Genomic DNA, 23934 nt, shown 5'->3' on the forward strand with positions numbered 1-23934 from the left:
TTGTGGAAAGCGTAGCGATTGAATTCGACCCCTCAAGTTTGATCCTGATCAACATTATCTTGTCGGTCATGATGTTCGGCGTCTCTCTGGACCTTAAAGCCGATGACTTCAAACGCATCGCCCGGGAACCCAAAGCGCCAGCCATCGGCTTGGTTGCGCAGTTTATCCTGCTGCCAGCTCTCACCTGCCTCGCCTGCTGGGCGCTGAAGATACAACCGATGCTGGCGATGGGCATGGCGCTTGTTGCCGCCTGCCCGGGCGGGAGTTTCTCCAATGTCATGACGTGGATGGCGCGCGGCAATGTCGCTGTCTCAGTAAGTATGACAGCGGTTTCCAGCGTCGCCGCCAGTGTACTCACCCCGCTTAACTTCGCCCTCTACGCCTGGCTTAACCCCTACACCCGCCCACTGCTGACCGAGATTTCGATCGACCCACTGAGCTTACTGCTGATGGTGCTGCTGGTTTTGGGGCTGCCGCTGGTGCTTGGCATGTGGGCTGGCAAGCACTTTCCCAGCCTGTCAAAACGCGTCGAAAAGCCCCTGCGTATATTTGCGCTGTTGGTCATGCTGGCCTTTGTGGGCATCGCTTTTAGCAAGAACTTCGAGCAGTTCCTGACCAACTTTCATCTGTTCTTCTGGCTGGTGGTTGCCCATAACGCCTTGGCCCTTGGCACCGGCTACATCAGCGCCCGCTTGAGTGGTTTGCCTGCGGCTGATCGCCGTGCGATCACCCTGGAGGTCGGGATACAAAATTCGGCCTTGGGTCTGGTCATCATTTTCACCTTCTTCCCCCAAGCCAGCGGCATGTTGCTGATTGCTGCGTTCTGGGGCTGCTGGCATTTGGTCACAGGGCTGAGCCTGGCTTATTTCTGGTCACGCAGACCACTCACGGCTGACACCACGGCACTGAATAAACTGACGCCAGTCGGAGAAAAACAGTCATGAAAGTCGTTCTTATCACTGGGGCCGCCAGCGGCCTCGGCTGGGAGCTTGCTCGCGCCAGTCATGGTCGTGGTCATGCATTGTTGCTAACCGATATCGACGCCACAGGCCTGGCACAGCGTGTTAAGCAACTGGGCGGTGAAAATCTGCTGGGCATTGCCGGTGATATCACTGACCCCGAGACCCACAGGCAACTGCTGCAAGCTTGCAGAGCTAAATTCGGCCGCCTCGATCTGTTGATCAACAATGCAGGCATTACCCACCGCTCGCCTACCATCAATACGCAACCTGCGGTGTTCCGCAAGGTCATGGCGGTCGACTATCACGCACCCCTTGAGCTGACGCTGAGCGCCTTGCCACTTCTGCGCGAAAGTGCGGGACAGGTCGCGGCAATTGGCTCCATGGCAGGCTGGATGCCAGTGCTAGGCCGGGCCGGCTACTGCGCAGCGAAGAGTGCATTGAGCCAAAGCTTTGAAGTGCTACGCGCAGAAATCGCGAAAGACGGCATCGGCATGCTGATGGTCTATCCGAGCTTTCTCGATACCCCTATTGACCGTAACGCCCTGGGAGCTGATGGCAATCCCGCAGGGCATGCACGCTCAACCATCGGCCAGATCCAGGGCGCAGACTGGATGGCCGAGCAAATATTTCAAGCCCTGGAGCAACGCCGCGAACGCCTGTTTCCGGATCGCGGCAGTTGGCTTGCCAGCGTGCTCTGGCGCGTTGCACCGGGCTTTTACTACAAAAAAATGAGCCAGCGCTTCGCCGGCGAAATGGCTTAACAACAGCGCTCCGCTCCCTTTTCAAAACAGAGAACACTTATGGAACTGGCTTGGATTGCCCTCGGGGTATTCATATTGCTTGCCTACACGCTTGAAGCAATTACCGGCTTTGGCAGTATTGTCATTGCCTTGTCGCTGGGCGCCTTACTGCTGCCAATTGAACTGCTGCTGCCCATTCTGGTGCCGCTCAATATCTGCATGACCGGCTACCTCAGTTGGAAATACCGCAAACTGGTTGATCGTCAGTTACTGTTCGGCATGATCCTTCCCGGCATGGCTGTCGGCACCGTGATTGGCTATGCCGTGCTACCGATCATTGACGCACAACTGGCCAAGCGCGGACTCGGCATCCTGATTCTGCTATTTGCCGGGCGCGAGTTGTGGCGCCTGCGCACGGCCGCTATCAGCAGCGCTCGTCCGCTCTGGCAAAACCGGCTGATCACTGTGGCAGCGGGTATCTGTCATGGCCTGTTTGCCTCCGGCGGGCCATTGCTGGTTCATGCATTGGCAGGCAACACCTTGGATAAGAGCCGCTTCCGCGCCACATTGGTGTGCGTCTGGTTCAGCCTCAACGCGTTGTTGACTCTGGCCTTCATTGTCGACGGCAGAATCTATCCGACACTACCCCAAGTCCTGTTTTACGCGCCACTTCTGGTGGTCGGCGTCTGGCTTGGCGAGCGCCTGCACCGCCACTTCAACGAGCAGTACTTCCGCATTGCCATTTACAGCCTGTTACTGATAACCGGTTGTTTGCTGCTGATCCCGCGCTAAGCGCCTGGAGCCTCTGATGAACTACGACATAATTATAAAAAACGGCCTGTATTTCGACGGCAGCAATCAACCCGGGCAACCTCGCCACGTGGGTATTCGAGACAATCGTATCGATGCCATCAGCCTCAGCCCGTTAGACGAAAGCGGCTGCGATCAGGTCATCGACGCCTCGGGAAAATGGGTGACCCCGGGTTTTATCGAAATTCACTCGCACTACGATGCTGAAGTCATCGCCGCCCCGGCGCTGAAGGAATCGGTGCGCCATGGCGTGACAACTGTGACGGTCGGCTCCTGCTCCATCAGCATGGTGCTGGCCGATGCCGAAGACTGCTCCGACCTGTTCACCCGCGTTGAGGCTGTGCCGCGTGACTATGTGCTGCCGATTCTGCAGCAGAAGAAAACCTGGCGTGACGCTGCCGGTTACCGCGATTTTTACAACCAGCAGGCACTGGGTCCGAACCTGTGCTCCTTTCTCGGTCATTCCGAGTTGCGCGTGGCGGTGATGGGGCTTGAGCGTGCGACAAGCAAGCTCAAGCCGACGGAGGCTGAACTGCAGCGTATGGAGCAGCTGCTTGAAGAAGCACTGGATGCAGGTTGCCTCGGCCTGTCGGTTATGACCACCCGCCTCGACAAGATGGACGGTGACCGGGCGTGGTCGAGCCCACTGCCATCAACCTTTGCCAACTGGCATGAGTTTTCGCGCTTGTTCGCCATTCTGCGGCGGCGCAACGCGGTGATGCAAGGCGCACCGGATGCCGTGACCAAGATCAATGTGTTCGCCTTTTTGTGGCAAGCCCATGGCTGGTTTCGTCGCCCACTGAAAAGCACCATGCTCACCGCGCTGGACCTCAAGTCACAGCCCATGCTGCACCGTTTCACCCGCTTTTCTGGCTGGTTGGCCAATAAAGTGCTGCGCGGCAATTTCCGTTGGCAAACCCTGCCTGCCCCCTTCCTCTTGAGTCTGGAAGGACTCAACGTGAACGCCTTTGAGGAGTTCGGCGCCGGGGAGATACTGCGCAACCTCAAGGAGCCGGATGAGATCTACGCCAAGGTCAACGATCCCGCGTTTCGTGCGTTATTCAAGAAACATGTCAAAGCCATTTTCAGCATAGGCTTGTGGCACCGCGACTTCTCAGACTGCTGGGTTACCGACTGCCCCGATGCCGCGATGATCGGCAAGAACTTCGAGCAACTGGGTCGCGAACTCGGTATCGATGCGGTCGATGCCTACTTCGACATTGCCAGCCAATACCGCGACCAACTCAAGTGGCAGACCTGCTACGGCAACCATCGCCCCGAGGTTATGCATAAACTACTCGCTTGCCAGTGGACTCAGCCTGGTTTCGCTGACTCCGGTGCGCACTTGCGTTCTATCGCCCAATACAACTTCCCGCTTCGCCTGCTCAAATATGTGCGCGATGCCGAGCTGGCCGGCAAAGCCTTTATGGATACGGGCCGCGCGGTGCATCGGGTGACTGGCGAGCTGGCTGATTTTGTCGGTATCGACGCCGGGTATATTCGCGTGGGAGATCGCGCTGACGTGGTGATCGTCAACCCCGAAGGCTTGACCGACGAGCTTGACGCCATTTGTGAAGCTCCCATGGAGGTGCTGGGCTTGCAGCGGGTGGTCAAGCGCAATGATCAGGCGGTTGAATACTGCCTTATTAATGGCCGCGTCGCCTACCAGCGTGGTCTGGAGTTCCCTGAAGAGCTGGGTAAGCAGCAAGGCTTTGGCCAGTTTCTTGAGGGTAAAGATGTGCGGGTCCGTCAGCCGAGTTCAGAGTTGATTGGCTTAAAACCCGTTGTGGCATAACGCCTGGCAACAACCAGTGGCCAAGCATTAATGTCCGGCCACTGCTTAGCTGCATACGCGAAGCCTATTTAACCTGCGCCACCTCAGTGTCAACCAGGTTAGTCAGTTGCTGCGAGCCAAAGCTCGGCAGCGATTTACCGTTTACGAAAAAGGTTGGCGTTTGCCTGATGCCTACGGCTTTTGCATCGGCGGCATCTTTTTCCAGGGTCGAGGTGATATCAGCACTCATCATCTCGGCTTTGGCTTTGCTGACATCCAAACCCGCCTGCTCTGCCGCCGCCCACGCCATCAGCACTTGTGGATCATCGTGCCACTGAGGTTGTGCGGCCATTACCGCCTCTAACACTTGCGGATAAATACCCTGCTTGCGCGCCGTTTCAAGGATTCGCGCTGCAGTCTCCGAGCCTTCATGAAACAACACGTAACGCAGCACCAAGCGCACGTCGTTCGGGTTGTCCGCCAATATTTTCTTGACCAATGGAAAGAACGCCCGACAGGCCTCACAGGAGGGGTCGAAAAACTCGACAATGGTTACCGGCGCATTGGCTGTGCCTATCACGGGAGAATGAAAGCGCACCAGTGGACTGGCAGCAGGTTGCGCGGTCACGACCTGTTCAGGTGTCTGTGCCGACTTAAACAAGACGGCGAAGGCAACAAATGCGGTCACCAGTAGGCCGGCAATCACCAGCACGCTAATTTTTCGGTTCATTGAGTTGTTCTCCGGGAAAGAATAAAAAGCAGTGTGCCGATCAGGCTGAACGCAATCAGCGACAGCACAGGCAGGGCGACGCCACCCAAAATAGTCATATTGCTACCACTGCAAGAGCCACCCGCCCCGCAGGGTTGAATGTTTTCGCCAAAGACGCCCAGGTAGAGCAGGCTGTGGTAGAGCGAGATTGCCCAGCCGACACTTGCAACGGGCAATGCGTAGCGCCATACGCCGGTATCCGACTGATAGCAGGCAACGCCCAGAATGAGCACCAGCGGAAACATAAAGACCCGCTGAAACCAGCACAGATTGCACGGTGCCTGCCCCATCACTTCGCCGATGAACAACGCGCTCAGGGTTGCTATCAGCGCCAATGCCCAAGCGCACAGCAGCAGGTACCAAGAACTGAGTGTTCTTGCCATAGGTTTACCCGAGCTCATGATCGCCCCCGACAGGCAAGGGTTAACAAACAAGACGCAAGTACAGAACGCAGATGCGCATACAGCGCACTCGCCCAGTAAAGAGAAAGCAGTTGCATAGGTTGAGTCCTAATTGCAGATATATGGAGCCGCAGTGCGGCTATTGATCAGATCAGCAACAAGGTTCTGGGGGGCGCTCAATGGGCTCAATAAAGCGCAATGGCTCAAGATCCAATGCATTGCTCACTGGCAATGGGCTGCGCAGAAATGCAGGTGCCAGAGTTGCCGTGACCAAAGAAGGGGGCTCGTGTGCATGATCAGCAGTTGAGGACGATTGATTATCGGCTGTACAGAGCATGCAGGAGGTGGCCGACTGTCCTTTAATCGCTCCGGCAGCGGTGACACTTGGCGGCGCTTCGATCCCTGTCAGCAAGGCGCTCGTCTGCCAAAGCCAGACCATTAAAAAGGTCAGGCTTAGCGCGCGAAGCATTCTGCGGGTAAAGGTGCAGCCAGGCATTGACCCTGATCCATGCAAGCAAAGTGACTGAGCCAGGAAAATCTGCGCAAGGCGCAAACCAGCCAAAGCGTTAAGTGGACTGCATTCGAGCATAGCCTTGGATTATTGAGCAAGCGCTTGCGGCCAGGCTGGCGCAGCAATTGATTTCTGATTGCTACAAAGTGCTTTCCAAGTGTTCTGGGCCTAAACAGCAACTCGCCCGGGTTGTTCAGTTAACAGAGGTTAGCCATCGATATAGGCGGTCTATCACAGCAATATTTATCAAGCGCAAAGCCAATCGGTTACCATGGAGCTCTGCCTAACCTATGGAATTGAGAACCGCGATGTCACAACCCTGGAGTCCCGATAGCTGGAGAACCCGTTCAATCCAGCAACAGCCACAATACCCAGACGCAGCCCACTTGGCTAAGGTCGAGCAAACTCTGGCCGGTTATCCGCCGCTGGTATTTGCAGGCGAAGCCCGAGAGTTGCGTCGTCAGTTTGCGGAAGTGACTCAAGGTCGTGCTTTTTTGCTGCAAGGCGGCGATTGCGCCGAGAGTTTTGCAGAGTTCAGCGCCGGTAAGATTCGTGACACCTTCAAGGTGTTGTTGCAAATGGCGATTGTCATGACCTTCGCGGCCGGTTGCCCGGTGGTTAAGGTCGGACGCATGGCTGGCCAGTTCGCCAAGCCACGCTCAGCCAATGATGAAACCATCGACGGCACTACCCTGCCCGCTTACCGTGGCGACATCGTCAACGGCATTGGCTTTGATACGATTAGCCGCGTGCCGGATCCGGAGCGCCTGCTGCAGGCTTACCATCAGTCGACTGCATCGCTGAATTTGTTGCGGGCTTTTGCCCAAGGTGGATTTGCCGACCTGCATCAAGTGCATCAATGGAACCTCGACTTTATTGCCAACTCGGATCTGGCTGAAAAATACAGCGCCCTTGCCGACCGTATTGATGAAACCCTGGCCTTTATGCGCGCCTGCGGCATGGATACTTCAGCACAAGTGCGTGAGACCAGTTTTTTCACCGCCCACGAAGCCCTGTTACTGGGTTACGAGCAAGCCTTCGTACGCAAGGACAGCCTCACTGGGCGCTTTTACGATTGCTCCGCTCATATGCTCTGGATTGGCGATCGCACCCGCCAACTCGACGGCGCGCACGTTGAGTTCCTGCGCGGTGTGGAGAACCCAATCGGCGTTAAAGTCGGCCCAAGCATGGACAGCGAAGACCTGATTCGCTTGATCGACATCCTCAACCCTGAGAATGATCCGGGTCGCCTCAATTTGATCGTGCGCATGGGCGCTGACAAAGTTGAAGCGGGTCTGCCGCGCCTGATTCAAACCGTGCAGCGCGAAGGCCGTAACGTGCTCTGGAGTTCAGACCCGATGCATGGCAACACCATCAAAGCCTCAAGCGGCTACAAGACGCGCGATTTTGCCCAGATTCTGGCCGAAGTTAAGCAGTTCTTTGCTGTGCATCAGGCCGAAGGCACCTATGCAGGTGGCATTCACATCGAGATGACCGGGCAGAATGTCACCGAGTGCATCGGTGGCTCCCGCCCTATTACAGAAGACGGTTTGTCTGATCGTTACCACACCCATTGCGACCCGCGGATGAATGCTGATCAGTCATTGGAATTGGCATTTCTGATTGCCGAAACCCTGAAGCAGGTTCGCCGCTAGGCAAGCCAGATGGCGGATGCTCTGTTGTCATCCGCCATCTGGCAAAGCGATGCCTGGCGGGTTATCGAACCGTGAATGTTTGGGAGGCTGGATGCATCAGGCAAAAAGCCTCGCGTTGTCGTACCTAGCCATCACTTGACTAAGCACTAAGCCGCTCACGCAAGCGTCCCAACATGCCAAACAAGCTGCCGACGCGCTCGCGCTCAGGCTCGTTGCTCGGCACCTGCGCCAGACGCATCACCACTTGCTCAGGCTCAGCTCGCCAAATAATTGCTTGTTCCACAGCGGCGCCCAAGCCTTTTTCAAACAGCCCCCGGCGTATTGGCTTGGGCAAATAGCGAAATATTTGCGCCTCATTAATCAATTTGAGCAACGCCTGAGTGTCGCAAAAGGGTGTCACGACGATGCTTAATAAGCGCGGATGCGCTTGCGCCAGGCTTTTCAGCAAAGGCGCAGTGTCATCTCCCGCCAGTTTCAAATCACTCACCAACAGATCAACTGCCTCGTTATTAAGCAGGTGCATTGCTTCGGCAATGTTGCGCACGCGTAGCAGACGATGCGCTCCTTGCTGACAGAAACCATCAACCACGGCCAAGGTTTCAGTGTCATTATCCAGTAGCAAGACATTCAACGGGGCACTCAAGGCGCTAATGGTCGACAATTCAGCCGGTTGGCTAACAAGCGATTTGCGCATGGCGATTTCAGCTGCTTGGCGCAGAGTAAACGCCATTTCCTGCTGGTCCCAGGGCTTGGTCAGATAGCGGAAAATGCCACCGTTATTCAGCGCATCAACTGCTGCATCCAGATCCGAATAACCGGTCAGCAAGATACGCAGGGTATTGGGCGCGAGGTCTCGGGCCTGGGCCAGCAACTCGGCGCCTGTCATCTGCGGCATACGTTGATCGCTGACCAAAATATGAACCGGCTCAGTCTCTAACCGTTGCAGCGCACGATGGGGGTCACTCTCGGTCAATACTTCGTACTGACGCCGGAACTGCACCGCAAGGCTGCGCAAAATGCGCTCTTCGTCGTCGACAAACATGATGCGTGGCAAATTACTCATAATCAGGCGCTCCGTTGAAGTTGAGCCGCCAGGGGGCGCGGCAAGCGAATCAAAAAGCGCGTGCCGCGCCCAGGCTCTGAAGCCACGCGGATCAAGCCGCCATGGTCCTGAACAATCTTGAAGCAGATAGACAACCCCAAACCGGTGCCTTGACCCACAGGCTTGGTGGTAAAGAAGGGGTCGAATATCCGTGCTATCACCTGCGGTTCCATGCCCTTGCCGTTATCCTGCAACGAAATAAACACCGCGCCCTCATCTGCCCAGCTCTTGATCACCACCTGGCCAAACCCTTCAATCGCCTGCACCGCGTTATTGAGCAGATTGAGCAGCACCTGATTGATTTGTGAGGGCGCGCAGGGAATGAGTGGCAACTCACCGAGCTGCAAGCTGATCTCGGCTTTGTCCTTGGTGTTATTACGGGCAATCAGCAAAGCGCTGCGAATGCAGTCATTGATATCGACCTCTTCACTCATCGCCCGGTCGAGCCGGGCAAAATCCTTGAGCCCGACAACCAACTCGGCGATTTGCTCAAGGCCATACAGAGTATCGGCGAACAATTGCTGCATATCGGCGCTGAGCAACTCAGGCGCCGCCGCCTCGCGCGCACTGGCAGCGGTGCAGAACGCGGTCGCGAGCTGCTCCTCAGTAGTAGTTGGATTGGCCATGCAGTCCGCCAGATCGGCTTGCGACTGCGCTAACTCAAACAGCGGCGCGGCCAGTTCATGCATCAACTGAACATTGTTTTTGACATAGCCCAGCGGGGTATTGAGTTCGTGGGCGACCCCCGCCACCATTTGCCCGAGCGAGGCCATTTTCTCCGACTGAATCAGCTGCGCCTGCGACTCTTTAAGATCATAAAGCGCCTTGTGCAGCACAGTGTTGCGTTGGGCGATGCGTGACTCCATGGCTTTGAGCAAATCAAGCACAGTACCCAAGCCCTGATAATTGCCAGCCTCATCCACTAATACGAAATCTTCGGTAATCGGATATTGCAGTTGCCCGGTGATCTGCCTGGACGCCTCTTCCAGGCTGGTAGCAATGCTGACCACCAAAGGTTGCGGATTCATCACCTCAGCAACGGGATGACGGCCGCGCAAATCACGGCCGAAGCGCTGCATAAAGATATCCTGCAGAGTCGTGCGGCTAACCAGCCCCACGGGTTTGCCAGCGGCATCAACAATCGGCAGCGATAGAAAGGCTTTATGCTCGGGCGTTAATAGCCTGTCAGCAACATCAGCAATACTCATATCCGGCGCGAGTGGCTCAACAGCTCTGAGCAACTGCGTTAACGCGCTGGCGGTGGGCATCTGGCAACTCCTTGGGAAAGAGGCTTGCCATTTAAGCAGCATCAAGTTGCCATCATGTGACACCGGTCTCAGCTGCGCAGACTGCAATGCTTCTGTCATCAGGCGGTCAGAACCGTGCATCAGCGAGCTCCGCGCACCAGCATGGCTCAGTCATGCCTGCCATCAATGTCGCGCAAGGCTCATTTGACGGGCCGGGACACCCGCGCATGCGCTGGCATGCAGGCTGCAATAGCAAGCTCTACACAACGCCGTGCTTGTTGCTGGCGCTGGCAGACGCCATTGACAGCAGCGCGTATGCTGTACTCGCGCAATTTGGATGATTGCACAACCGTGGAGTGCACTAAGTGCCTTACCAAACTTCAGTGGGTGCCCTGCACTACCGCTTTGACGACCTCAAAAACTTGCTCGCCAAAGCCAGCCCGGCGCGCTCCGGTGACTATCTGGCGGGCGTGGCCGCTGCCACCTATGAAGAACGCATGGCCGCGAAAATCGCTTTGGCCGACGTGCCGCTCAAACAGTTTCTCAATGAAGCGCTGATTCCCTATGAGCACGATGAAGTCACCCGGCTGATCATCGATAGCCATAATCCAAAGGCGTTTGCATCTATTAGTCACCTGACCGTTGGCGATCTGCGCGACTGGCTGCTGCTCGACAGCACAGACAGCAGTGTATTGGCGGCAGTGGCCTCAGGCATTACGCCTGAGATGGCTGCCGCCGTCAGTAAACTGATGCGCAATCAGGATCTGATTCTGGTGGCGAAGAAATGCCGCGTGGTTACCGCGTTCCGCAACACCATCGGCCTGCCCGGCCATCTATCGGTTCGTTTGCAGCCCAATCACCCGACTGATGATGTTCGTGGCATCGCCGCCAGCATGCTTGATGGCCTGTTGTACGGATCAGGTGATGCCACCGTTGGCATCAACCCGGCGAGTGACTCACTGTCGACATTAATGCGCCTGTGGCAAATGATGGATGAAATCCGCCAGCACTTTGAAATCCCTATGCAGAGTTGCGTGCTGACCCATGTCACCACCCAGATTCAAGCGATTGAAGCCGGCGCGCCAGTGGATCTCGTGTTTCAGTCAGTCGCCGGTACTGAGAAAACCAACAGCAGTTTCGGCGTTAACCTGTCGATCCTTGCTGAAGCCCATGACGCCGCACTGTCGCTTAAACGAGGCACGGTTGGCGACAACCTGATGTACTTCGAAACAGGCCAGGGCAGCGCCTTATCGGCGGCGGGGCATCATCAAGTCGATCAGCAAACCTGTGAGGCTCGCGCCTATGCAGTCGCGCGTGCGTTCAAGCCTCTGCTGGTCAACACGGTTGTCGGCTTTATCGGGCCAGAATACCTGTACGACGGTAAACAGATTATTCGGGCGGGGCTTGAGGACCACTTCTGTGGCAAATTGCTCGGTCTGCCGATGGGTTGTGATGTGTGCTACACCAACCACGCCGAGGCCGATCAGGATGACATGGACACCCTGCTGACACTGTTTGGCGCCGCGGGCATTAACTTCATCATGGGCATCCCTGGGGCCGATGACATCATGCTCAACTACCAGAGCACCTCGTTTCATGACGCCCTGTATCTACGCAGCGTAATGGGGTTGAAGCGCGCACCCGAGTTTGACGCATGGCTGGCTCGCATGGCGATCACCGACACCAGTGGCAAGCTGCGCGACGTCGGGCGTGGCCATCACCTGCTGCAACAACTGCAACATATCTCTGGCGTAGCCTGAGGAGCTGACCCATGACTGATGATCTGATCCAGCATAATCCTTGGGACGAGTTGCGTGCCCACACCAGCGCTCGTATCGCGCTAGGCCGGGTCGGCTCAAGTCTGCCAACCCGTGAAGTGCTGAAGTTCGGTATGGCTCATGCCCAAGCCAGGGACGCAGTGCATCGACCGCTGGATATTAACGACCTCAAGCATCAGTTGAAGGTCCAAGGCTTTCGCACCCTGCACGTCCATAGCAATGCTGAAGACCGACAAACCTACCTGCTGCGCCCGGACTACGGCCGCCATCTGCACAACGACAGCCGGGTTTATCTGGAACACGAATTGGCCGCACCGGAACTGGTGATCGTGATTGCGGATGGTTTGTCATCAATCGCTGCACAACGCCACGCCCTGCCCGTATTGCAGGCGTTTCGCGAGCAATTCGAGACGGACTGGGCCAACACCCCGGTGGTGATTGCTGAACAGGGTCGCGTGGCGATTGGTGACGGCATCGCGGTGGCGCTACGCGCGCGGATGGTGATACTGATGATTGGCGAGCGACCGGGTTTAAGCGCTCCCGACAGCTTAGGACTGTACTTAACCTACCAACCCAAGCTCGACACCATGGATAGCCAACGCAATTGCGTATCCAATATCCGCCCGGAAGGGTTGAGCTATGTTCAGGCGGCCATAAAACTCAACTACCTGGCCCGTGAGTCCCTGCGCCTGCAGCTTTCCGGCGTGACCTTGAAGGATGACAGTAACCTGCTGAAAATCTGAGCATCACCTTTGGCCAGGCAACCGCTCTACTACCGCCTAAGCATCAGACTGTTACGCACAATGACAGCCTGCAAATCCCAGAGTAAGCTAAGGGTTCACACCCTGCTTGGGAGCCGAGCATGCCTTGGTATATCTGGTTGTTGATTATCGTAGTTTTGGGTTCGATTGTTGGCGGTCTGCTGATGTTGCGCGACACTGCAAAACCGCTGAACCTGACCGATGAGCAACTTAAGCGCATCCACAAACGTAATGTTGAACAAGATGCTAAAGACGCGCAGGACTCTTAATTTTGTGCATGCCCAACCTGCTCAGCCTGAGGCTGAGCAGGTTGCTGCTGGGCCTGTTGCATGGCCCTGCTTTCCGCCTGTCTATCAGGCTCTACCTTGATGCTGTAAGGCGCAAATATTTTCTCCAGCCGCCCTGATTGACGCAGGCTCTCAAACAACTGCTGAAAGCGCTGCGCAGAGATGGGCGAATTGGGCCGCAAAATCGCATGGTGCCTGTAGATCTGATCGACCCGCTGGGAGATCAACAGGCTCTTGGCATACTTGGGGTAGTCCTCGAGAAAAACCTTCAGGTACGAGCGCGTTATCAACGCGATATCAGCCCGCCGGTGCATCACCATCTTGATGTTACCGTCTAGCGATCGACTGACCATGGCATTGTAGTTTTTAGCCAGATAGTCTGGATCGGTATTAAAGCCTGCAAACACGTAGTGGTAGCCGTTAAACAAGGCTAGGCGTTTGCCCAGTATATTGTCGAAATAAGCCTGATTTCGGCCTTGTGCGGTACGTGCGACAAACACCTCGGCATCTTCGAGCCCCATATCCAGAGTCTGATGTGGAATAGCCTGCCACCCCCAATCCGGGTTCTCGAACAGACTGATATCCACACGTCCGCTGTTCAGGTCCGCGTAACGGCGCTGCAAGGAAGTCGGGACAATCAGGAATTGAAACTCAGACTGCTGGCTGTTCAATGCGGCGATCAACTCAGGCAATATGCCACGGGTCGTCACCTCGCTGTCACCAAACGCATAGGGCGGGAAGTACACACCGCTGACATTAACGATCTGTTTCGCCAGCAGCGGGGTGGAGAAGATGATAAACACAAGCGCTAGAAAGGGTTTGAACATAGTCTGGCCTATTACCCGAACATCCATATTGGCAAATAGCCACTAACGCAAACTCTACCCCACTTAAGCAAACTGAAAAATGACCGAAATGACCACTCGGCTGAAAATGGCTGATTTCCGCTAAGCTTTGTCCGATTTCGACAGCTTAGTCTTTCAAAACCAGCGACAGCGCCTCTTCGGCCAACTGGTCCAGCCCCATTGGCCCCTCCGGGCGAAACCAGGTTGTGGTCCAACTCAGCGCGCCCGTCAGAAAGCGTCGGATAATGAAAGGGTCCGCATTGAAGTAGCCCTTGGCTTTTGCCTGGTCCAAAACCTCAAGCCAAATCTGCTCATAGGTTTCACGCAGGGCCAAAATATGCGCACGGCCCTCATCCGACAGGGACCGCCACTCATACACCAACACGGCCATCGCCTCACCCGTGCCGCCCATAATTGATTGCAATTCACAGCGAATCAGCGCTAGAACCCGCTCACGCAAAGTGGTGGCGTCGCTTAACGCGGCTTGCATCAATGCCGTGTTGTAGCGAACGGTCTCTTCCATTACCGAACGCAGAATCTCATCTTTACTTTTGAAGTGATGAAAAATACTGCCTGACTGAATACCTACAGCGCTGGCCAAGTCGCGCACGGTTGTGCGCTCGTAGCCTTTACTGCGAAACAGGTGAGCGGCCATTTGCAGTAATTTGCCGCGGGCGCTGTCGGGATCGGTTACCAAACCTCTGGCCACCAAATCCTGCATCACTGCCTGGGCTTTTAAGTCATCCAAACCGTTACTCCCTCTGCGAGCCGCCTGCTCTTTAAGTGATTAAGAGTGCGCAGCAAGTGCTTGATGGCATTAACTAAGATCTATGCCACAGAGTAAACCAAGCAAGCGCTTGGCACTACTTTCCCCGATAAATATTCCACCAGGGCTTTTCAACCAAGCGCTTGCTTGGTAGTGTTGACTCCACCTTATCAGCGTGTTGCGGGCCCACTCTAATGACTAAAACCGTTCGCATTGGCTGCGCCTCCGCATTCTGGGGCGACACCTCTACTGCCGCTGCCCAGCTCGTCAACGGCAGCCCGCTTGACTACCTGGTATTTGATTACCTCGCCGAAATCACTATGTCGATCATGGCCGCGGCGAAAATGAAGAACCCGGATTCCGGCTACGCCACTGACTTCGTCGAGACCTTGGCGCCCCTGTTGAATAAAATCGCCAGCAACAAGATTCGGGTCATCAGTAACGCGGGCGGGGTTAACCCGCAAGCCTGCGCAGCCGCGCTAAGCGCTGCCTGCCACACGGCTGGTGTGGATCTCAAAATAGCTGTGGTGCATGGCGACAACCTTCAAGGAAAAGCCGCAGAACTGGCCAAAGCAGGCACCGTAGAAATGTTCAGCGGCGCCGCAATGCCAGCCTTTTGCGTCTCGGTAAATGCCTACCTTGGGGCACCGGCAATTACCGCGGCGCTTGAGCTTGGCGCAGATATCGTAATTACCGGCCGTGTGGTCGACAGCGCGGTGGTCAGTGGCGCCTTGGTTCATGAGTTTGGCTGGTCGTGGAATGATTACGACAAACTCGCACAAGCAGCGCTGGCCGGGCACATCATTGAATGCGGCGCGCAATGCACCGGTGGCAACTTCACTGACTGGCAAGACGTACCCGATTATGAGCACATCGGCTTCCCGGTGGTTGAAGTCAATGCCGATGCCGGCTTTGTTGTCACCAAACCAGCAGGCACTGGTGGGCTGGTCAGCATACTGACAGTTGGTGAACAAATGCTTTACGAAATAGGTGATCCTCGGGCTTACCTGCTGCCGGACGTCATCTGCGATTTTAGTCAGGTCAAATTGCAGCAGTCTGCAGCAAACGTTGTCAGCGTCAGCGGTGCTAAAGGTTTGCCGCCAACAGACAGCTATAAAGTCAGCGCAACTTACCCAGATGGCTTTCGTTGCAGCGCGAGTTGCTTGATCAGTGGCATCGATGCGGTGAAAAAAGCCCAGCGGGTCAGCCAAGCGATTATCAATAAAACCCAGGAGATTTTCGCTGAACGTGGTTGGGGCAACTATCGCGAGGTGAATATAGAACTACTCGGCAGCGAAGCCACTTATGGTCCCCATGGGCAACGTCAGGACAGCCGCGAAGTAGTGATCAAACTTGGGGTACGCCACGCCAATAAACATGCCTTGATTCTATTCTCCCGGGAGATCGCCCAAGCGGCCACAGGCATGGCGCCGGGCCTTACCGGCATTGTCGGTGGGCGACCTACGGTTTACCCGGTCATTCGCCTGTTCTCATTTCTGACCGACAAAGGCGCTTGCACGCTTGAAGTCGAATTGAACGGAGAGCGCACCAGCGTTGCCCTGCCCTCACAGCTAACATCCCAACCACATGCGCCAGAAGTCGAAGCGCCGACAGTCTCCGGCTCGACTGAAACACAGGTAGCGTTGGTGAAGTTGGCAGTGGCGCGTTCAGGTGACAAGGGTAATCACAGCAATATCGGGGTCATGGCCAGAAAGCCCGAGTACATGGCGTGGATCGCGGCTGCATTAACCGAGTCAGCCGTGGCCGAATGGATGGCCCACGTCCTTGACCCGCAACAGAGCAAGGTCAGCCGTTGGTATTTGCCCGGCAGCCATAGTCTGAATTTTTTGCTCGAAAATGCCTTGGGTGGCGGTGGTGTTGCCAGCGTGCGCATAGATCCACAGGGCAAAGCTTTCGCCCAACAATTGCTGGAGTTTCCAGTACCCGTGCCAAATTCGCTGGCAAATGACCTCGAGTGATTGATCCCGATACAGCGGTATTTATGCCTTCTACCAGACGAGAATAACAATGAGCTATAACTCGATTTTTCAGCCTGATTTGTTCGCCGGCCAAACCATCATCGTCACCGGTGGTGGCAGTGGGATTGGTCGCTGCACTGCTCATGAACTGGCGGCGCTGGGTGCTCATATCGTGCTGGTTGGGCGCAATATTGAAAAGCTCGAAAAAACCGCCACTGAGATCAGTCAAGACAACGGCAGCGTCAGTTTTTACAGCTGCGATATTCGCGATGAAGTCGCAGTAAAAGGCTTGATTGAAAACATCGTTGCCGAGCGCGGCCAGATTCACCACTTGGTCAACAACGCCGGTGGGCAATATCCGGCACCATTGGCTTCAATCACCCTCAAAGGCTTCGAGGCGGTGGTCAAAACGAATTTGATTGGCGGTTTTTTAGTCGCCCGCGAAGTCTTTAATCAGTCAATGAAAAATACCGGCGGCAGTATCGTCAATATGCTTGCCGATATGTGGGGCGGTATGCCTGGGATGGGTCACTCAGGGGCAGCTCGCGCTGGGATGGAAAACTTCACCAAAACCGCAGCCGTTGAATGGGCGTGCTCAGGCGTGCGCGTAAACGCCGTAGCGCCTGGCTGGATAGCCTCCAGCGGCATGGACACCTATGAAGGCGCGTTCAAGGCAATCATTCCGGTGCTGCGTGAACATGTGCCTTTGAAACGCATCGGCACTGAGTCTGAAGTGTCTGCGGCGATTGTCTTTTTGCTCAGCCCCGGCGCAGCATTTATAAGTGGCACCACCCTGCGTATTGATGGCGCATCCAGCCAAGGCACCCGCGCCTTCCCGCTGGCCAAAGCCCAAGCTGGCGCGAATCCGCCATTCAATGGTTTTCACCGCGCTTACCTGCCAGACGTGCTCAAAGGGGAATAAGCCATGCCGGTGATTCAATCTGAGTTGGATGTGCTCAGCAGCGAGTTTGCTGATAATCGCCACGCCATGCTCAAAGCCATTGGCAGCTTTCGCGACGCCGAACAAAAGGTGTTGGATAAAGCCGCAGCGGCCAAAGACAAATTCGACAAACGTGGGCAATTGTTGCCCCGCGAACGCCTGAGCCTGCTGCTCGACCCCGGCGCTCCTTTTCTTGAGTTGTCGTCACTGGCGGGCTACAAGCTGCACGACGATAAAGACGGCACCCAAGCCGGCGGTGGCATCATCTCGGGCATCGGCTATATCGCCGGCGTGCGCTGCCTGATCAGCGCGAGCAACAGTGCGATCAAGGGCGGCACCATCTCGCCAACCGGATTGAAAAAAACCCTGCGACTGCAGCAGATTGCGGTTGAGAACAAATTACCCCTGGTTGCGCTGACTGAAAGTGGCGGCGCCAACCTCAACTACGCAGCAGACATCTTTATCGAGGGCGCGCGCGGCTTTGCCAATCAGGCGCGCATGTCGGCCATGGGTCTGCCGCAAATCACCGTGGTGCATGGCTCCAGCACGGCGGGAGGCGCCTATCAACCCGGGCTTTCCGATTATGTAGTGGTGGTGCGTGGCAAAGCCAAGATGTTTCTCGCGGGCCCGCCCCTGCTCAAAGCCGCAACCGGTGAAGTGGCAACCGATGAAGAACTCGGCGGCGCCGAAATGCATGCGCAAACCGCCGGCACCGCTGAATACCTAGCCGAAAATGATGCCGACGCCATCCGGCTTGCACGGGAAATTGTCAGCATGCTGCCCTGGAATGCGCAGTTGCCTGTGCGCCCAACACAGCGCTATTGCCCGCCGCTGCATGACGCTGAAGAGCTACTGGGTGTTGTTCCTGCGGACCCAAAAAAGCCCTACGACGTACGTGAAATCATTGCGCGGATTGCCGACGGATCAGAGTTTCTCGATTTCAAACACGAGTTCGATCAGCAAACCGTATGCGGTCACCTGAGTATCGAAGGGCAACGTTGCGGTTTGATTGGCAACAACGGTCCCATCACGCCCCAAGGTGCGAGCAAGGCGGCGCAATTTATCCAGTTGTGTGAACAGAGCAATACGCCTCTTTTGTTCTTGCACAACACCACAGGTTTTATGGTTGGCACCGAGTCTGAGCAACAGGGCGTGATCAAGCATGGTTCAAAAATGATTCAGGCAGTGGCCAATGCCACAGTGGCCAAATTGACTATCGTAGTCGGCGGTTCATACGGTGCGGGTAACTATGCAATGTGCGGACGCGGCCTTGACCCGCGCTTTATCTTCGCCTGGCCCAACAGCCGAACGGCCGTCATGGGCGGAGCACAGGCAGGCAAGGTGCTGCGCATTGTCACTGAGGCCAAACATGTCAAAGAAGGAAAAGAAGCAGATCCCAAAATGCTCGACATGCTGGAACAGGTCACCGCGCAAAAGCTCGATAGCCAGTCGACGGCGCTGTACGGCACGGCGAGCCTCTGGGATGACGGCCTGATCGACCCCCGCGACACCCGCAAGCTATTGGGTTACCTGCTGGATATCTGTGCAGAAGCTGCCGTCCGCCCTCTTAAAACCAACCATTTTGGCGTGGCCCGCTTCTAGCCCTGCCAGCCCGACTTAAGCCTCTTTGCTCTGGAGAATAATAAAATGATCTTCACTCAAGAACACCAAGAGCTGCGCCGCACGGTTAAAAACTTCGTTGATAGAGAGATCAACCCCTATGTTGATCAGTGGGAAAAAGACGGCCGCTTCCCTATCCACGAGGTGTTCAAGAAAGCCGGTGATCTCGGATTGCTGGGAATTTCCAAACCGGAAAAATTCGGCGGCATGGGCCTTGATTACAGCTATTCAATCGTTGCAGCCGAGGAGTTTGGCACCATCCATTGTGGCGGCGTGCCGATGTCATTGGGCGTACAGACCGACATGTGCACGCCCGCCCTTGCCCGCTTTGGCTCTGACGAACTGCGCGATGAATTCCTGCGCCCGGCGATCAGCGGTGAAATGGTCGGCTGCATCGGGGTGTCGGAAGTGGGGGCGGGTTCAGACGTCGCCGGCTTGAAAACCACTGCCCGCAAAGACGGCGACGACTACATCATCGACGGCAGCAAGATGTGGATCACCAACTCCCCTAGCGCAGATTTTATCTGCTTGCTGGCCAATACCTCGGACGGCAAGCCACACGTCAACAAGTCGTTGATCATGGTGCCGATGAACAGTCCGGGCATCACCCTGAGCCCGCACCTCGACAAACTGGGCATGCGCAGTTCCGAGACCGCCCAAGTATTCTTCGACAATGTACGGGTGCCGCAGCGCTACCGGATCGGCCAGGAAGGCGCTGGCTTCATGATGCAGATGCTGCAGTTTCAGGAAGAACGCCTGTTCGGTGCTGCCAATATGATCAAAGGCCTGGAGCACTGCGTCGACGTCACCATCGACTACTGCAAAACGCGCAAAACGTTCGGCAACGCACTTATCGACAACCAAGTTATTCATTTCCGCATGGCCGAATTGGCCTGCGAAATCGAAGCCCTGCGTGCGTTGGTCTATCAATCTACCGAGCTGTATGTCGCCGGGAAGGACGTCACCAAGCTGGCATCGATGGCCAAGCTTAAAGCCGGTCGACTGGGCCGTGAAGTCAGCGACAGTTGCCTGCAATATTGGGGCGGCATGGGCTTTATGTGGGACAACCCTGTGTCTCGCGCCTACCGTGATGTGCGCCTGGTTTCGATTGGCGGCGGCGCCGATGAAATCATGCTTGGCATCATCTGCAAACTGATGGGCATTCTGCCCGGCAAAAAGAAAGACTGACGCAGACCGCCCGTAAGCCCTCAGCCAGAGATACGCCCATGCAACTGCCTGAACTTAAAACACTGCTTGTAAGCCTGCAGCACGGTGTTCTGACGGTGATCCTCAACCGTCCTGAATCGCGTAACGCCATGAGCCTGAATATGGTTGAGGAGCTAAGCCAACTGTTTCGCCAGCTCACCTGTGAATCCAGTGTTCGGGCCATCGTTATTCGTGGCGCTGGCGGCCATTTTTGTGCCGGTGGCGACATCAAGGACATGGCCAACGCACGGGCCAGCGGAATCGATGCCTACCGCGATCTGAACCGTGCCTTTGGCAGCATGCTTGAGCACGCGCAGCAACTACCGCAAGTGGTCATTGCCGTGCTTGAGGGGGCGGTTTTGGGCGGTGGTTTTGGTCTGGCCTGCATCTCGGATATTGCTATCGCCATCGACGACGCCAAGTTCGGCTTGCCGGAAACCACCCTTGGCATCCTGCCTGCACAAATCGCCCCATTTGTGGCAAAACGCATCGGCTTAACCCAAGCCAGACGTCTTGCGCTCACCGCAGCCCGCTTCAACGGCCAGGAGGCCGCGCGCTTGGGTCTTGTGCATTTCAGTGAAGCCAGCACTGTTGCCCTTGAGCAACGCCTCGACGAAACCCTGGTGCAGATAAAACGCTGCGCACCGCAAGCCAACGCTGCCACCAAAGCCCTGCTCTTGAACACTGAGTTACAACCCCTTGAGCAATTATTGGATCAGGCCGCGCAGGCGTTTGCCGAAGCTGTAGTGAGCGAGGAAGGCGTCGAAGGCACCCTCGCGTTTGTACAGAAACGCGCACCCGGCTGGGCGCTATGAGCTGCCATGTGCCCCCACAATTCGCAACCCGGCAGGAGTAATCGACATGCCCGCCTTCAACAAAATACTGGTTGCTAACCGCGGCGAAATTGCTTGTCGTGTCATGCGTACAGCACATGCCCTGGGGTACCGCACAGTGGCGGTATTCAGCGAGGCTGACGCTCAAGCCCTTCATGTGCAAATGGCGGATGAGGCCGTGTGTATCGGGCCCGCCCAGGTCAACCAGTCCTACCTGCAGATCGACACTATCATCGCCGCAGCACAAAAAACCGCTGCAGATGCAATTCACCCTGGCTACGGTTTTCTGTCGGAAAACGCCGAGTTCGCCCGAGCCTGCGAAGCCGCCGGAATCACATTTATCGGTCCGAGCGTTGAAGCGATTCACTTGATGGGCAGCAAACGCCTTTCGAAAATTGCCATGCTCGAAGCGGGCGTGCCCTGCATACCCGGCTATGAAGGTGCAGCCCAGGACGACGCGACCCTGAATGAGCAGGCGCAGCGCATTGGCTACCCGCTGATGATTAAAGCCAGCGCAGGTGGCGGCGGTCGCGGCATGCGTTTAGTCGAGTCACCGACTGACCTTACCGAGCAGTTAAGTACTGCCCGTTCAGAAGCCCTCAACGCCTTTGGCTCTGGAGAGTTAATTCTCGAGCGAGCGGTGATAAAACCGCGTCACGTTGAGATCCAGGTCTTCGGCGACCAGCACGGCAATCTGGTTTATCTCGGCGAGCGCGATTGCTCAGTGCAGCGCCGGCATCAAAAAGTCGTAGAAGAAGCACCCTGTCCGATCATGACCGAGTCGCTGCGCCAAGCCATGGGGGAAGCAGCGGTTAAGGCGGCCGCATCGGTCAACTATGTAGGCGCCGGCACGGTCGAGTTTCTCCTCGATCAGAGCGGTGATTTCTACTTTTTGGAAATGAACACCCGCTTGCAGGTTGAGCACCCTGTAACCGAACTGGTGACCGGCCAAGATCTGGTTGCCTGGCAAATCAGCGTGGCCCAAGGTCTGCCATTGCCGCTCAAACAAGAGCAGATACGCCTCAGCGGCCATGCTATGGAGGTCCGCTTGTATGCAGAAGATCCTGTTAATGGTTTTCTGCCGCAAACCGGAAAAGTTTTACGCTGGCAACCGGCCCTGCTGGAGGGCGTGCGTATTGACCATGGTTTACGCGAGGGACAACTGGTTAGTCCTTTCTATGATCCGATGCTGGCAAAAATCATCGCCTATGGCGCCACCCGCGAAGAAGCCCGGCGTAAGCTCGCCCGTGCAGTTGAAGATTGTGTGTTGCTTGGGGTTAAAGCCAACCAACGCTTTCTCGCCAACCTGCTCAAGCATCCACAATTTGCCGCAGGCAACGCCACTACAGCCTTTGTCAGCGAAGACTTCAGCGATGACCCAAGCCTGAGCGCAGCGGCGATTTCGAGCAAAGAATTAGCATTGGCGGCAGCGCTGTTCTATCAGGACTCGGCTATGGGCCGAGCCCATCAACCCGGGCTCAGCGGCTGGAGTAATGCGGCTAGCCCAGCACTGAACTACCAACTCGACTCGTCTGACGATAGCGTCCAGCTAACGGTCCATATTGTTCAAGCTGGCGAGCAACCCAAACTGCGCGTCAACCATGGGGTGCACTGTTTCGAGTTGCAGCTACTGAGCGCAGATGGCCTTGATTGCAGCGTCGAAATCGACGGTGTGCGCCAACGCTATGCCTATCAACTGACAGGCACAACCCTGCATCTGTTTGGGCATAACGGCTCGCTGAAAATCCACAACGCCACACATACAACCATAGGCAGCACTGAAACGGCCGGCAACGGCTTAGTTAAAGCGCCCATGGACGGCGCCATCGTGGCGGTGCTGGTTGAGCCCGGTAGTCATGTCACTAAAGGGCAGCTGCTCGTGGTGCTCGAGGCGATGAAGATGGAACACCCGCTCAAGGCCAGTATTGATGGCGTCATCAGCCGCGTGCAGGTCAATCAAGGGGAGCAGGTGAAAAACCGTCAACTGCTGGTCGAAATTCAAGCCAATGACGCCGACGTGTTGGCGAGCTAAACCGGAGAACTTCAATGTCACTGTCAGGCAAAACCCTTTTTATTACCGGCGCCAGTCGTGGCATCGGCCGCGAGATTTCCCTGCGCGCGGCCCGTGAGGGCGCTAATGTTGTAATTGCAGCCAAGAGCGCAGAGCCGCACGCCAAACTGCCGGGCACCATTCATAGCGTCGCTGAAGAAGTGCTAGCCGCAGGCGGCCAAGCGCTGGCATTGCAAGTGGATGTGCGCGATGAAGAGGCTGTCAAACAGGCCATGGAGCAAGCAGCTAAACACTTCTGCGGCATTGATGTGCTGATCAATAACGCCGGCGCGATCAAGCTACTCGGGGTTGAACATCTTCCCCCTAAACGCTTTGACTTGATGTACCAGATCAACACCCGCGCGGTGATGGTGTGTAGCCAAGCTGCACTGCCCTATCTTAAAAAAAGCGCCAACGGCCACATCCTGAACCTCTCACCGCCACTCAATTTAGACCGCAAATGGTTTGCCCAGCATGGACCGTACACCGTAACCAAGTACGGTATGAGCATGCTGACCCTGGGCATGAGTGAGGAATTCAAGAAATACGCCATCAGCGTGAACTCGCTGTGGCCGCAAACCATGATTGCCACCGCAGCCATTGAATTTGAACTGGGCAGCCGCGATGTATTCAAGCGCGCACGCACCCCTTTAATCATGGCGGATGCCGCATGTGCAATTATAAGCAGCGATAAGCGCAGCATCAGCGGGCGCTTATTGATTGATGAAGAAATCCTGCGCGAACAAGGACACACCGAGTTCGAGCATTACCGTTACGACCCGCAAGGCGGCCCGCTGATCGCCGACCTGTTCCTCGATTAACCGCACGACTGCCTGAAGTTCGCCAATCTGCCCGACTGTTTCGCCTTAGGGCCATAGTCGGGCGTGATAGCCCGCAC

21 protein-coding genes are annotated in these 23934 nt (G+C 56.1%); 15 read left to right on the top strand and 6 right to left on the bottom strand.

Annotated features, from left to right (window positions below; genetic code table 11):
• Nucleotides 1-2 precede the first annotated feature (2 nt).
• Genes AACY09_RS00210 through AACY09_RS00225 form a run of 4 tightly spaced genes read left to right on the top strand, consistent with a single transcriptional unit; the run spans nt 3 to nt 4307 of the window.
• Nucleotides 3-944, top strand: coding sequence for a bile acid:sodium symporter family protein (locus AACY09_RS00210; RefSeq protein WP_339485374.1), 942 nt, complete (start codon nt 3-5; stop codon nt 942-944).
• The gene (locus AACY09_RS00215; protein WP_339485375.1) at nt 941-1723 is read left to right on the top strand and encodes an SDR family NAD(P)-dependent oxidoreductase; all 783 of its coding nucleotides are present in this window, start codon (nt 941-943) and stop codon (nt 1721-1723) included. Before AACY09_RS00210 ends, AACY09_RS00215 begins: the two co-directional genes overlap by 4 nt.
• A gap of 39 nt (nt 1724-1762) precedes the next feature.
• Nucleotides 1763-2494, top strand: coding sequence for a sulfite exporter TauE/SafE family protein (locus AACY09_RS00220; RefSeq protein WP_339485376.1), 732 nt, complete (start codon nt 1763-1765; stop codon nt 2492-2494).
• A gap of 16 nt (nt 2495-2510) precedes the next feature.
• Nucleotides 2511-4307, top strand: coding sequence for an N-acyl-D-amino-acid deacylase family protein (locus AACY09_RS00225; protein ID WP_339485377.1), 1797 nt, complete (start codon nt 2511-2513; stop codon nt 4305-4307).
• Between the two features lie 64 nt (nt 4308-4371).
• On the opposite strand, the gene AACY09_RS00230 is transcribed toward AACY09_RS00225, so the two are convergent.
• Both AACY09_RS00230 and AACY09_RS00235 read right to left on the bottom strand, forming a co-directional pair.
• On the bottom strand, nt 4372-5016 hold the full coding sequence (locus tag AACY09_RS00230) for a DsbA family protein (RefSeq protein WP_339485378.1): 645 nt from the start codon (nt 5014-5016) through the stop codon (nt 4372-4374).
• A complete protein-coding gene (locus AACY09_RS00235) occupies nt 5013-5438 on the bottom strand; it encodes a disulfide bond formation protein B (protein WP_339485379.1) in 426 nt (141 codons plus the stop codon). Before AACY09_RS00235 ends, AACY09_RS00230 begins: the two co-directional genes overlap by 4 nt.
• Nucleotides 5439-6275: 837 nt before the next feature.
• Here AACY09_RS00235 and AACY09_RS00240 point away from each other — a divergent pair.
• The gene (locus AACY09_RS00240) at nt 6276-7622 is read left to right on the top strand and encodes a class II 3-deoxy-7-phosphoheptulonate synthase (protein WP_339487037.1); all 1347 of its coding nucleotides are present in this window, start codon (nt 6276-6278) and stop codon (nt 7620-7622) included.
• A gap of 139 nt (nt 7623-7761) precedes the next feature.
• Here the strand turns inward: AACY09_RS00240 and AACY09_RS00245 are convergent, their stop codons facing one another.
• Together AACY09_RS00245 and AACY09_RS00250 are read right to left on the bottom strand one after the other, a co-directional pair.
• Nucleotides 7762-8685: a response regulator gene (locus tag AACY09_RS00245; protein WP_339485381.1), complete on the bottom strand. Its 924-nt coding sequence runs from the start codon at nt 8683-8685 to the stop codon at nt 7762-7764.
• A gap of 2 nt (nt 8686-8687) precedes the next feature.
• Nucleotides 8688-9992, bottom strand: a complete 1305-nt coding sequence (locus tag AACY09_RS00250; RefSeq protein WP_339485383.1) for an ATP-binding protein — start codon at nt 9990-9992, stop codon at nt 8688-8690.
• A 344-nt stretch (nt 9993-10336) separates the two neighbouring features.
• On the opposite strand from AACY09_RS00250, the gene AACY09_RS00255 reads away from it, so the two are divergent.
• The 3 genes from AACY09_RS00255 (at nt 10337) to AACY09_RS00265 (ending at nt 12779) form a co-directional block, all read left to right on the top strand.
• Nucleotides 10337-11731 (top strand): ethanolamine ammonia-lyase subunit EutB, encoded by a 1395-nt coding sequence (locus tag AACY09_RS00255; RefSeq protein WP_339485385.1) that lies wholly within the window; start codon nt 10337-10339, stop codon nt 11729-11731.
• Between the two features lie 11 nt (nt 11732-11742).
• Nucleotides 11743-12492 (top strand): ethanolamine ammonia-lyase subunit EutC, encoded by a 750-nt coding sequence (eutC, locus tag AACY09_RS00260; RefSeq protein WP_339485386.1) that lies wholly within the window; start codon nt 11743-11745, stop codon nt 12490-12492.
• A 119-nt stretch (nt 12493-12611) separates the two neighbouring features.
• Nucleotides 12612-12779, top strand: a complete 168-nt coding sequence (locus AACY09_RS00265) for a DUF2897 family protein (RefSeq protein WP_339485387.1) — start codon at nt 12612-12614, stop codon at nt 12777-12779.
• On the opposite strand, the gene AACY09_RS00270 is transcribed toward AACY09_RS00265, so the two are convergent.
• On the bottom strand, nt 12776-13624 hold the full coding sequence (locus AACY09_RS00270; protein WP_339485388.1) for a substrate-binding periplasmic protein: 849 nt from the start codon (nt 13622-13624) through the stop codon (nt 12776-12778). The two genes, AACY09_RS00265 and AACY09_RS00270, sit on opposite strands and share 4 nt — an antisense overlap.
• 145 nt (nt 13625-13769) lie before the next feature.
• Nucleotides 13770-14390 (bottom strand): TetR/AcrR family transcriptional regulator, encoded by a 621-nt coding sequence (locus AACY09_RS00275; protein ID WP_339485389.1) that lies wholly within the window; start codon nt 14388-14390, stop codon nt 13770-13772.
• Between the two features lie 212 nt (nt 14391-14602).
• Here AACY09_RS00275 and AACY09_RS00280 point away from each other — a divergent pair, with 212 nt between their 5' ends.
• Genes AACY09_RS00280 through AACY09_RS00310 form a run of 7 tightly spaced genes read left to right on the top strand, consistent with a single transcriptional unit; the run spans nt 14603 to nt 23857 of the window.
• Nucleotides 14603-16387: an acyclic terpene utilization AtuA family protein gene (locus tag AACY09_RS00280; RefSeq protein WP_339485391.1), complete on the top strand. Its 1785-nt coding sequence runs from the start codon at nt 14603-14605 to the stop codon at nt 16385-16387.
• A gap of 49 nt (nt 16388-16436) precedes the next feature.
• A complete protein-coding gene (locus AACY09_RS00285) occupies nt 16437-17309 on the top strand; it encodes an SDR family oxidoreductase (protein WP_339485393.1) in 873 nt (290 codons plus the stop codon).
• 3 nt (nt 17310-17312) lie between these two features.
• Nucleotides 17313-18929 (top strand): geranyl-CoA carboxylase subunit beta, encoded by a 1617-nt coding sequence (atuC, locus tag AACY09_RS00290; RefSeq protein WP_339485394.1) that lies wholly within the window; start codon nt 17313-17315, stop codon nt 18927-18929.
• 45 nt (nt 18930-18974) lie between these two features.
• The gene (gene atuD, locus AACY09_RS00295) at nt 18975-20135 is read left to right on the top strand and encodes a citronellyl-CoA dehydrogenase (protein ID WP_339485395.1); all 1161 of its coding nucleotides are present in this window, start codon (nt 18975-18977) and stop codon (nt 20133-20135) included.
• A gap of 38 nt (nt 20136-20173) precedes the next feature.
• On the top strand, nt 20174-20968 hold the full coding sequence (locus AACY09_RS00300; RefSeq protein ID WP_339485397.1) for an enoyl-CoA hydratase/isomerase family protein: 795 nt from the start codon (nt 20174-20176) through the stop codon (nt 20966-20968).
• A gap of 46 nt (nt 20969-21014) precedes the next feature.
• Complete coding sequence (locus tag AACY09_RS00305; protein WP_339485399.1) at nt 21015-23018, top strand: acetyl/propionyl/methylcrotonyl-CoA carboxylase subunit alpha; 2004 nt, start codon at nt 21015-21017, stop codon at nt 23016-23018.
• A 14-nt stretch (nt 23019-23032) separates the two neighbouring features.
• Complete coding sequence (locus AACY09_RS00310) at nt 23033-23857, top strand: SDR family oxidoreductase (protein ID WP_339485401.1); 825 nt, start codon at nt 23033-23035, stop codon at nt 23855-23857.
• The last annotated feature ends 77 nt before the right edge of the window (nt 23858-23934 follow it).

Origin of the sequence: Pseudomonas sp. EL_65y_Pfl2_R95 (genome assembly GCF_963971045.1) — a bacterium.
In the GTDB taxonomy this organism is placed as follows: Bacteria; Pseudomonadota; Gammaproteobacteria; order Pseudomonadales; family Pseudomonadaceae; genus Aquipseudomonas.

What these genes read in the sequence shown, in the direction of transcription:
- AACY09_RS00270 (WP_339485388.1), bottom strand. Translation starts at nt 13,624, where the DNA reads ATGTTCAAACCCTTTCTAGCGCTTGTGTTTATCATCTTCTCCACCCCG.
- AACY09_RS00220 (WP_339485376.1), top strand. Translation starts at nt 1,763, where the DNA reads ATGGAACTGGCTTGGATTGCCCTCGGGGTATTCATATTGCTTGCCTAC.
- AACY09_RS00245 (WP_339485381.1), bottom strand. Translation starts at nt 8,685, where the DNA reads ATGAGTAATTTGCCACGCATCATGTTTGTCGACGACGAAGAGCGCATT.
- AACY09_RS00265 (WP_339485387.1), top strand. Translation starts at nt 12,612, where the DNA reads ATGCCTTGGTATATCTGGTTGTTGATTATCGTAGTTTTGGGTTCGATT.
- atuC (WP_339485394.1), top strand. Translation starts at nt 17,313, where the DNA reads ATGCCGGTGATTCAATCTGAGTTGGATGTGCTCAGCAGCGAGTTTGCT.
- eutC (WP_339485386.1), top strand. Translation starts at nt 11,743, where the DNA reads ATGACTGATGATCTGATCCAGCATAATCCTTGGGACGAGTTGCGTGCC.
- AACY09_RS00305 (WP_339485399.1), top strand. Translation starts at nt 21,015, where the DNA reads ATGCCCGCCTTCAACAAAATACTGGTTGCTAACCGCGGCGAAATTGCT.
- AACY09_RS00215 (WP_339485375.1), top strand. Translation starts at nt 941, where the DNA reads ATGAAAGTCGTTCTTATCACTGGGGCCGCCAGCGGCCTCGGCTGGGAG.
- AACY09_RS00225 (WP_339485377.1), top strand. Translation starts at nt 2,511, where the DNA reads ATGAACTACGACATAATTATAAAAAACGGCCTGTATTTCGACGGCAGC.
- AACY09_RS00310 (WP_339485401.1), top strand. Translation starts at nt 23,033, where the DNA reads ATGTCACTGTCAGGCAAAACCCTTTTTATTACCGGCGCCAGTCGTGGC.
- AACY09_RS00285 (WP_339485393.1), top strand. Translation starts at nt 16,437, where the DNA reads ATGAGCTATAACTCGATTTTTCAGCCTGATTTGTTCGCCGGCCAAACC.
- AACY09_RS00280 (WP_339485391.1), top strand. Translation starts at nt 14,603, where the DNA reads ATGACTAAAACCGTTCGCATTGGCTGCGCCTCCGCATTCTGGGGCGAC.
- atuD (WP_339485395.1), top strand. Translation starts at nt 18,975, where the DNA reads ATGATCTTCACTCAAGAACACCAAGAGCTGCGCCGCACGGTTAAAAAC.
- AACY09_RS00230 (WP_339485378.1), bottom strand. Translation starts at nt 5,016, where the DNA reads ATGAACCGAAAAATTAGCGTGCTGGTGATTGCCGGCCTACTGGTGACC.
- AACY09_RS00240 (WP_339487037.1), top strand. Translation starts at nt 6,276, where the DNA reads ATGTCACAACCCTGGAGTCCCGATAGCTGGAGAACCCGTTCAATCCAG.
- AACY09_RS00250 (WP_339485383.1), bottom strand. Translation starts at nt 9,992, where the DNA reads ATGCCCACCGCCAGCGCGTTAACGCAGTTGCTCAGAGCTGTTGAGCCA.
- AACY09_RS00300 (WP_339485397.1), top strand. Translation starts at nt 20,174, where the DNA reads ATGCAACTGCCTGAACTTAAAACACTGCTTGTAAGCCTGCAGCACGGT.
- AACY09_RS00235 (WP_339485379.1), bottom strand. Translation starts at nt 5,438, where the DNA reads ATGGCAAGAACACTCAGTTCTTGGTACCTGCTGCTGTGCGCTTGGGCA.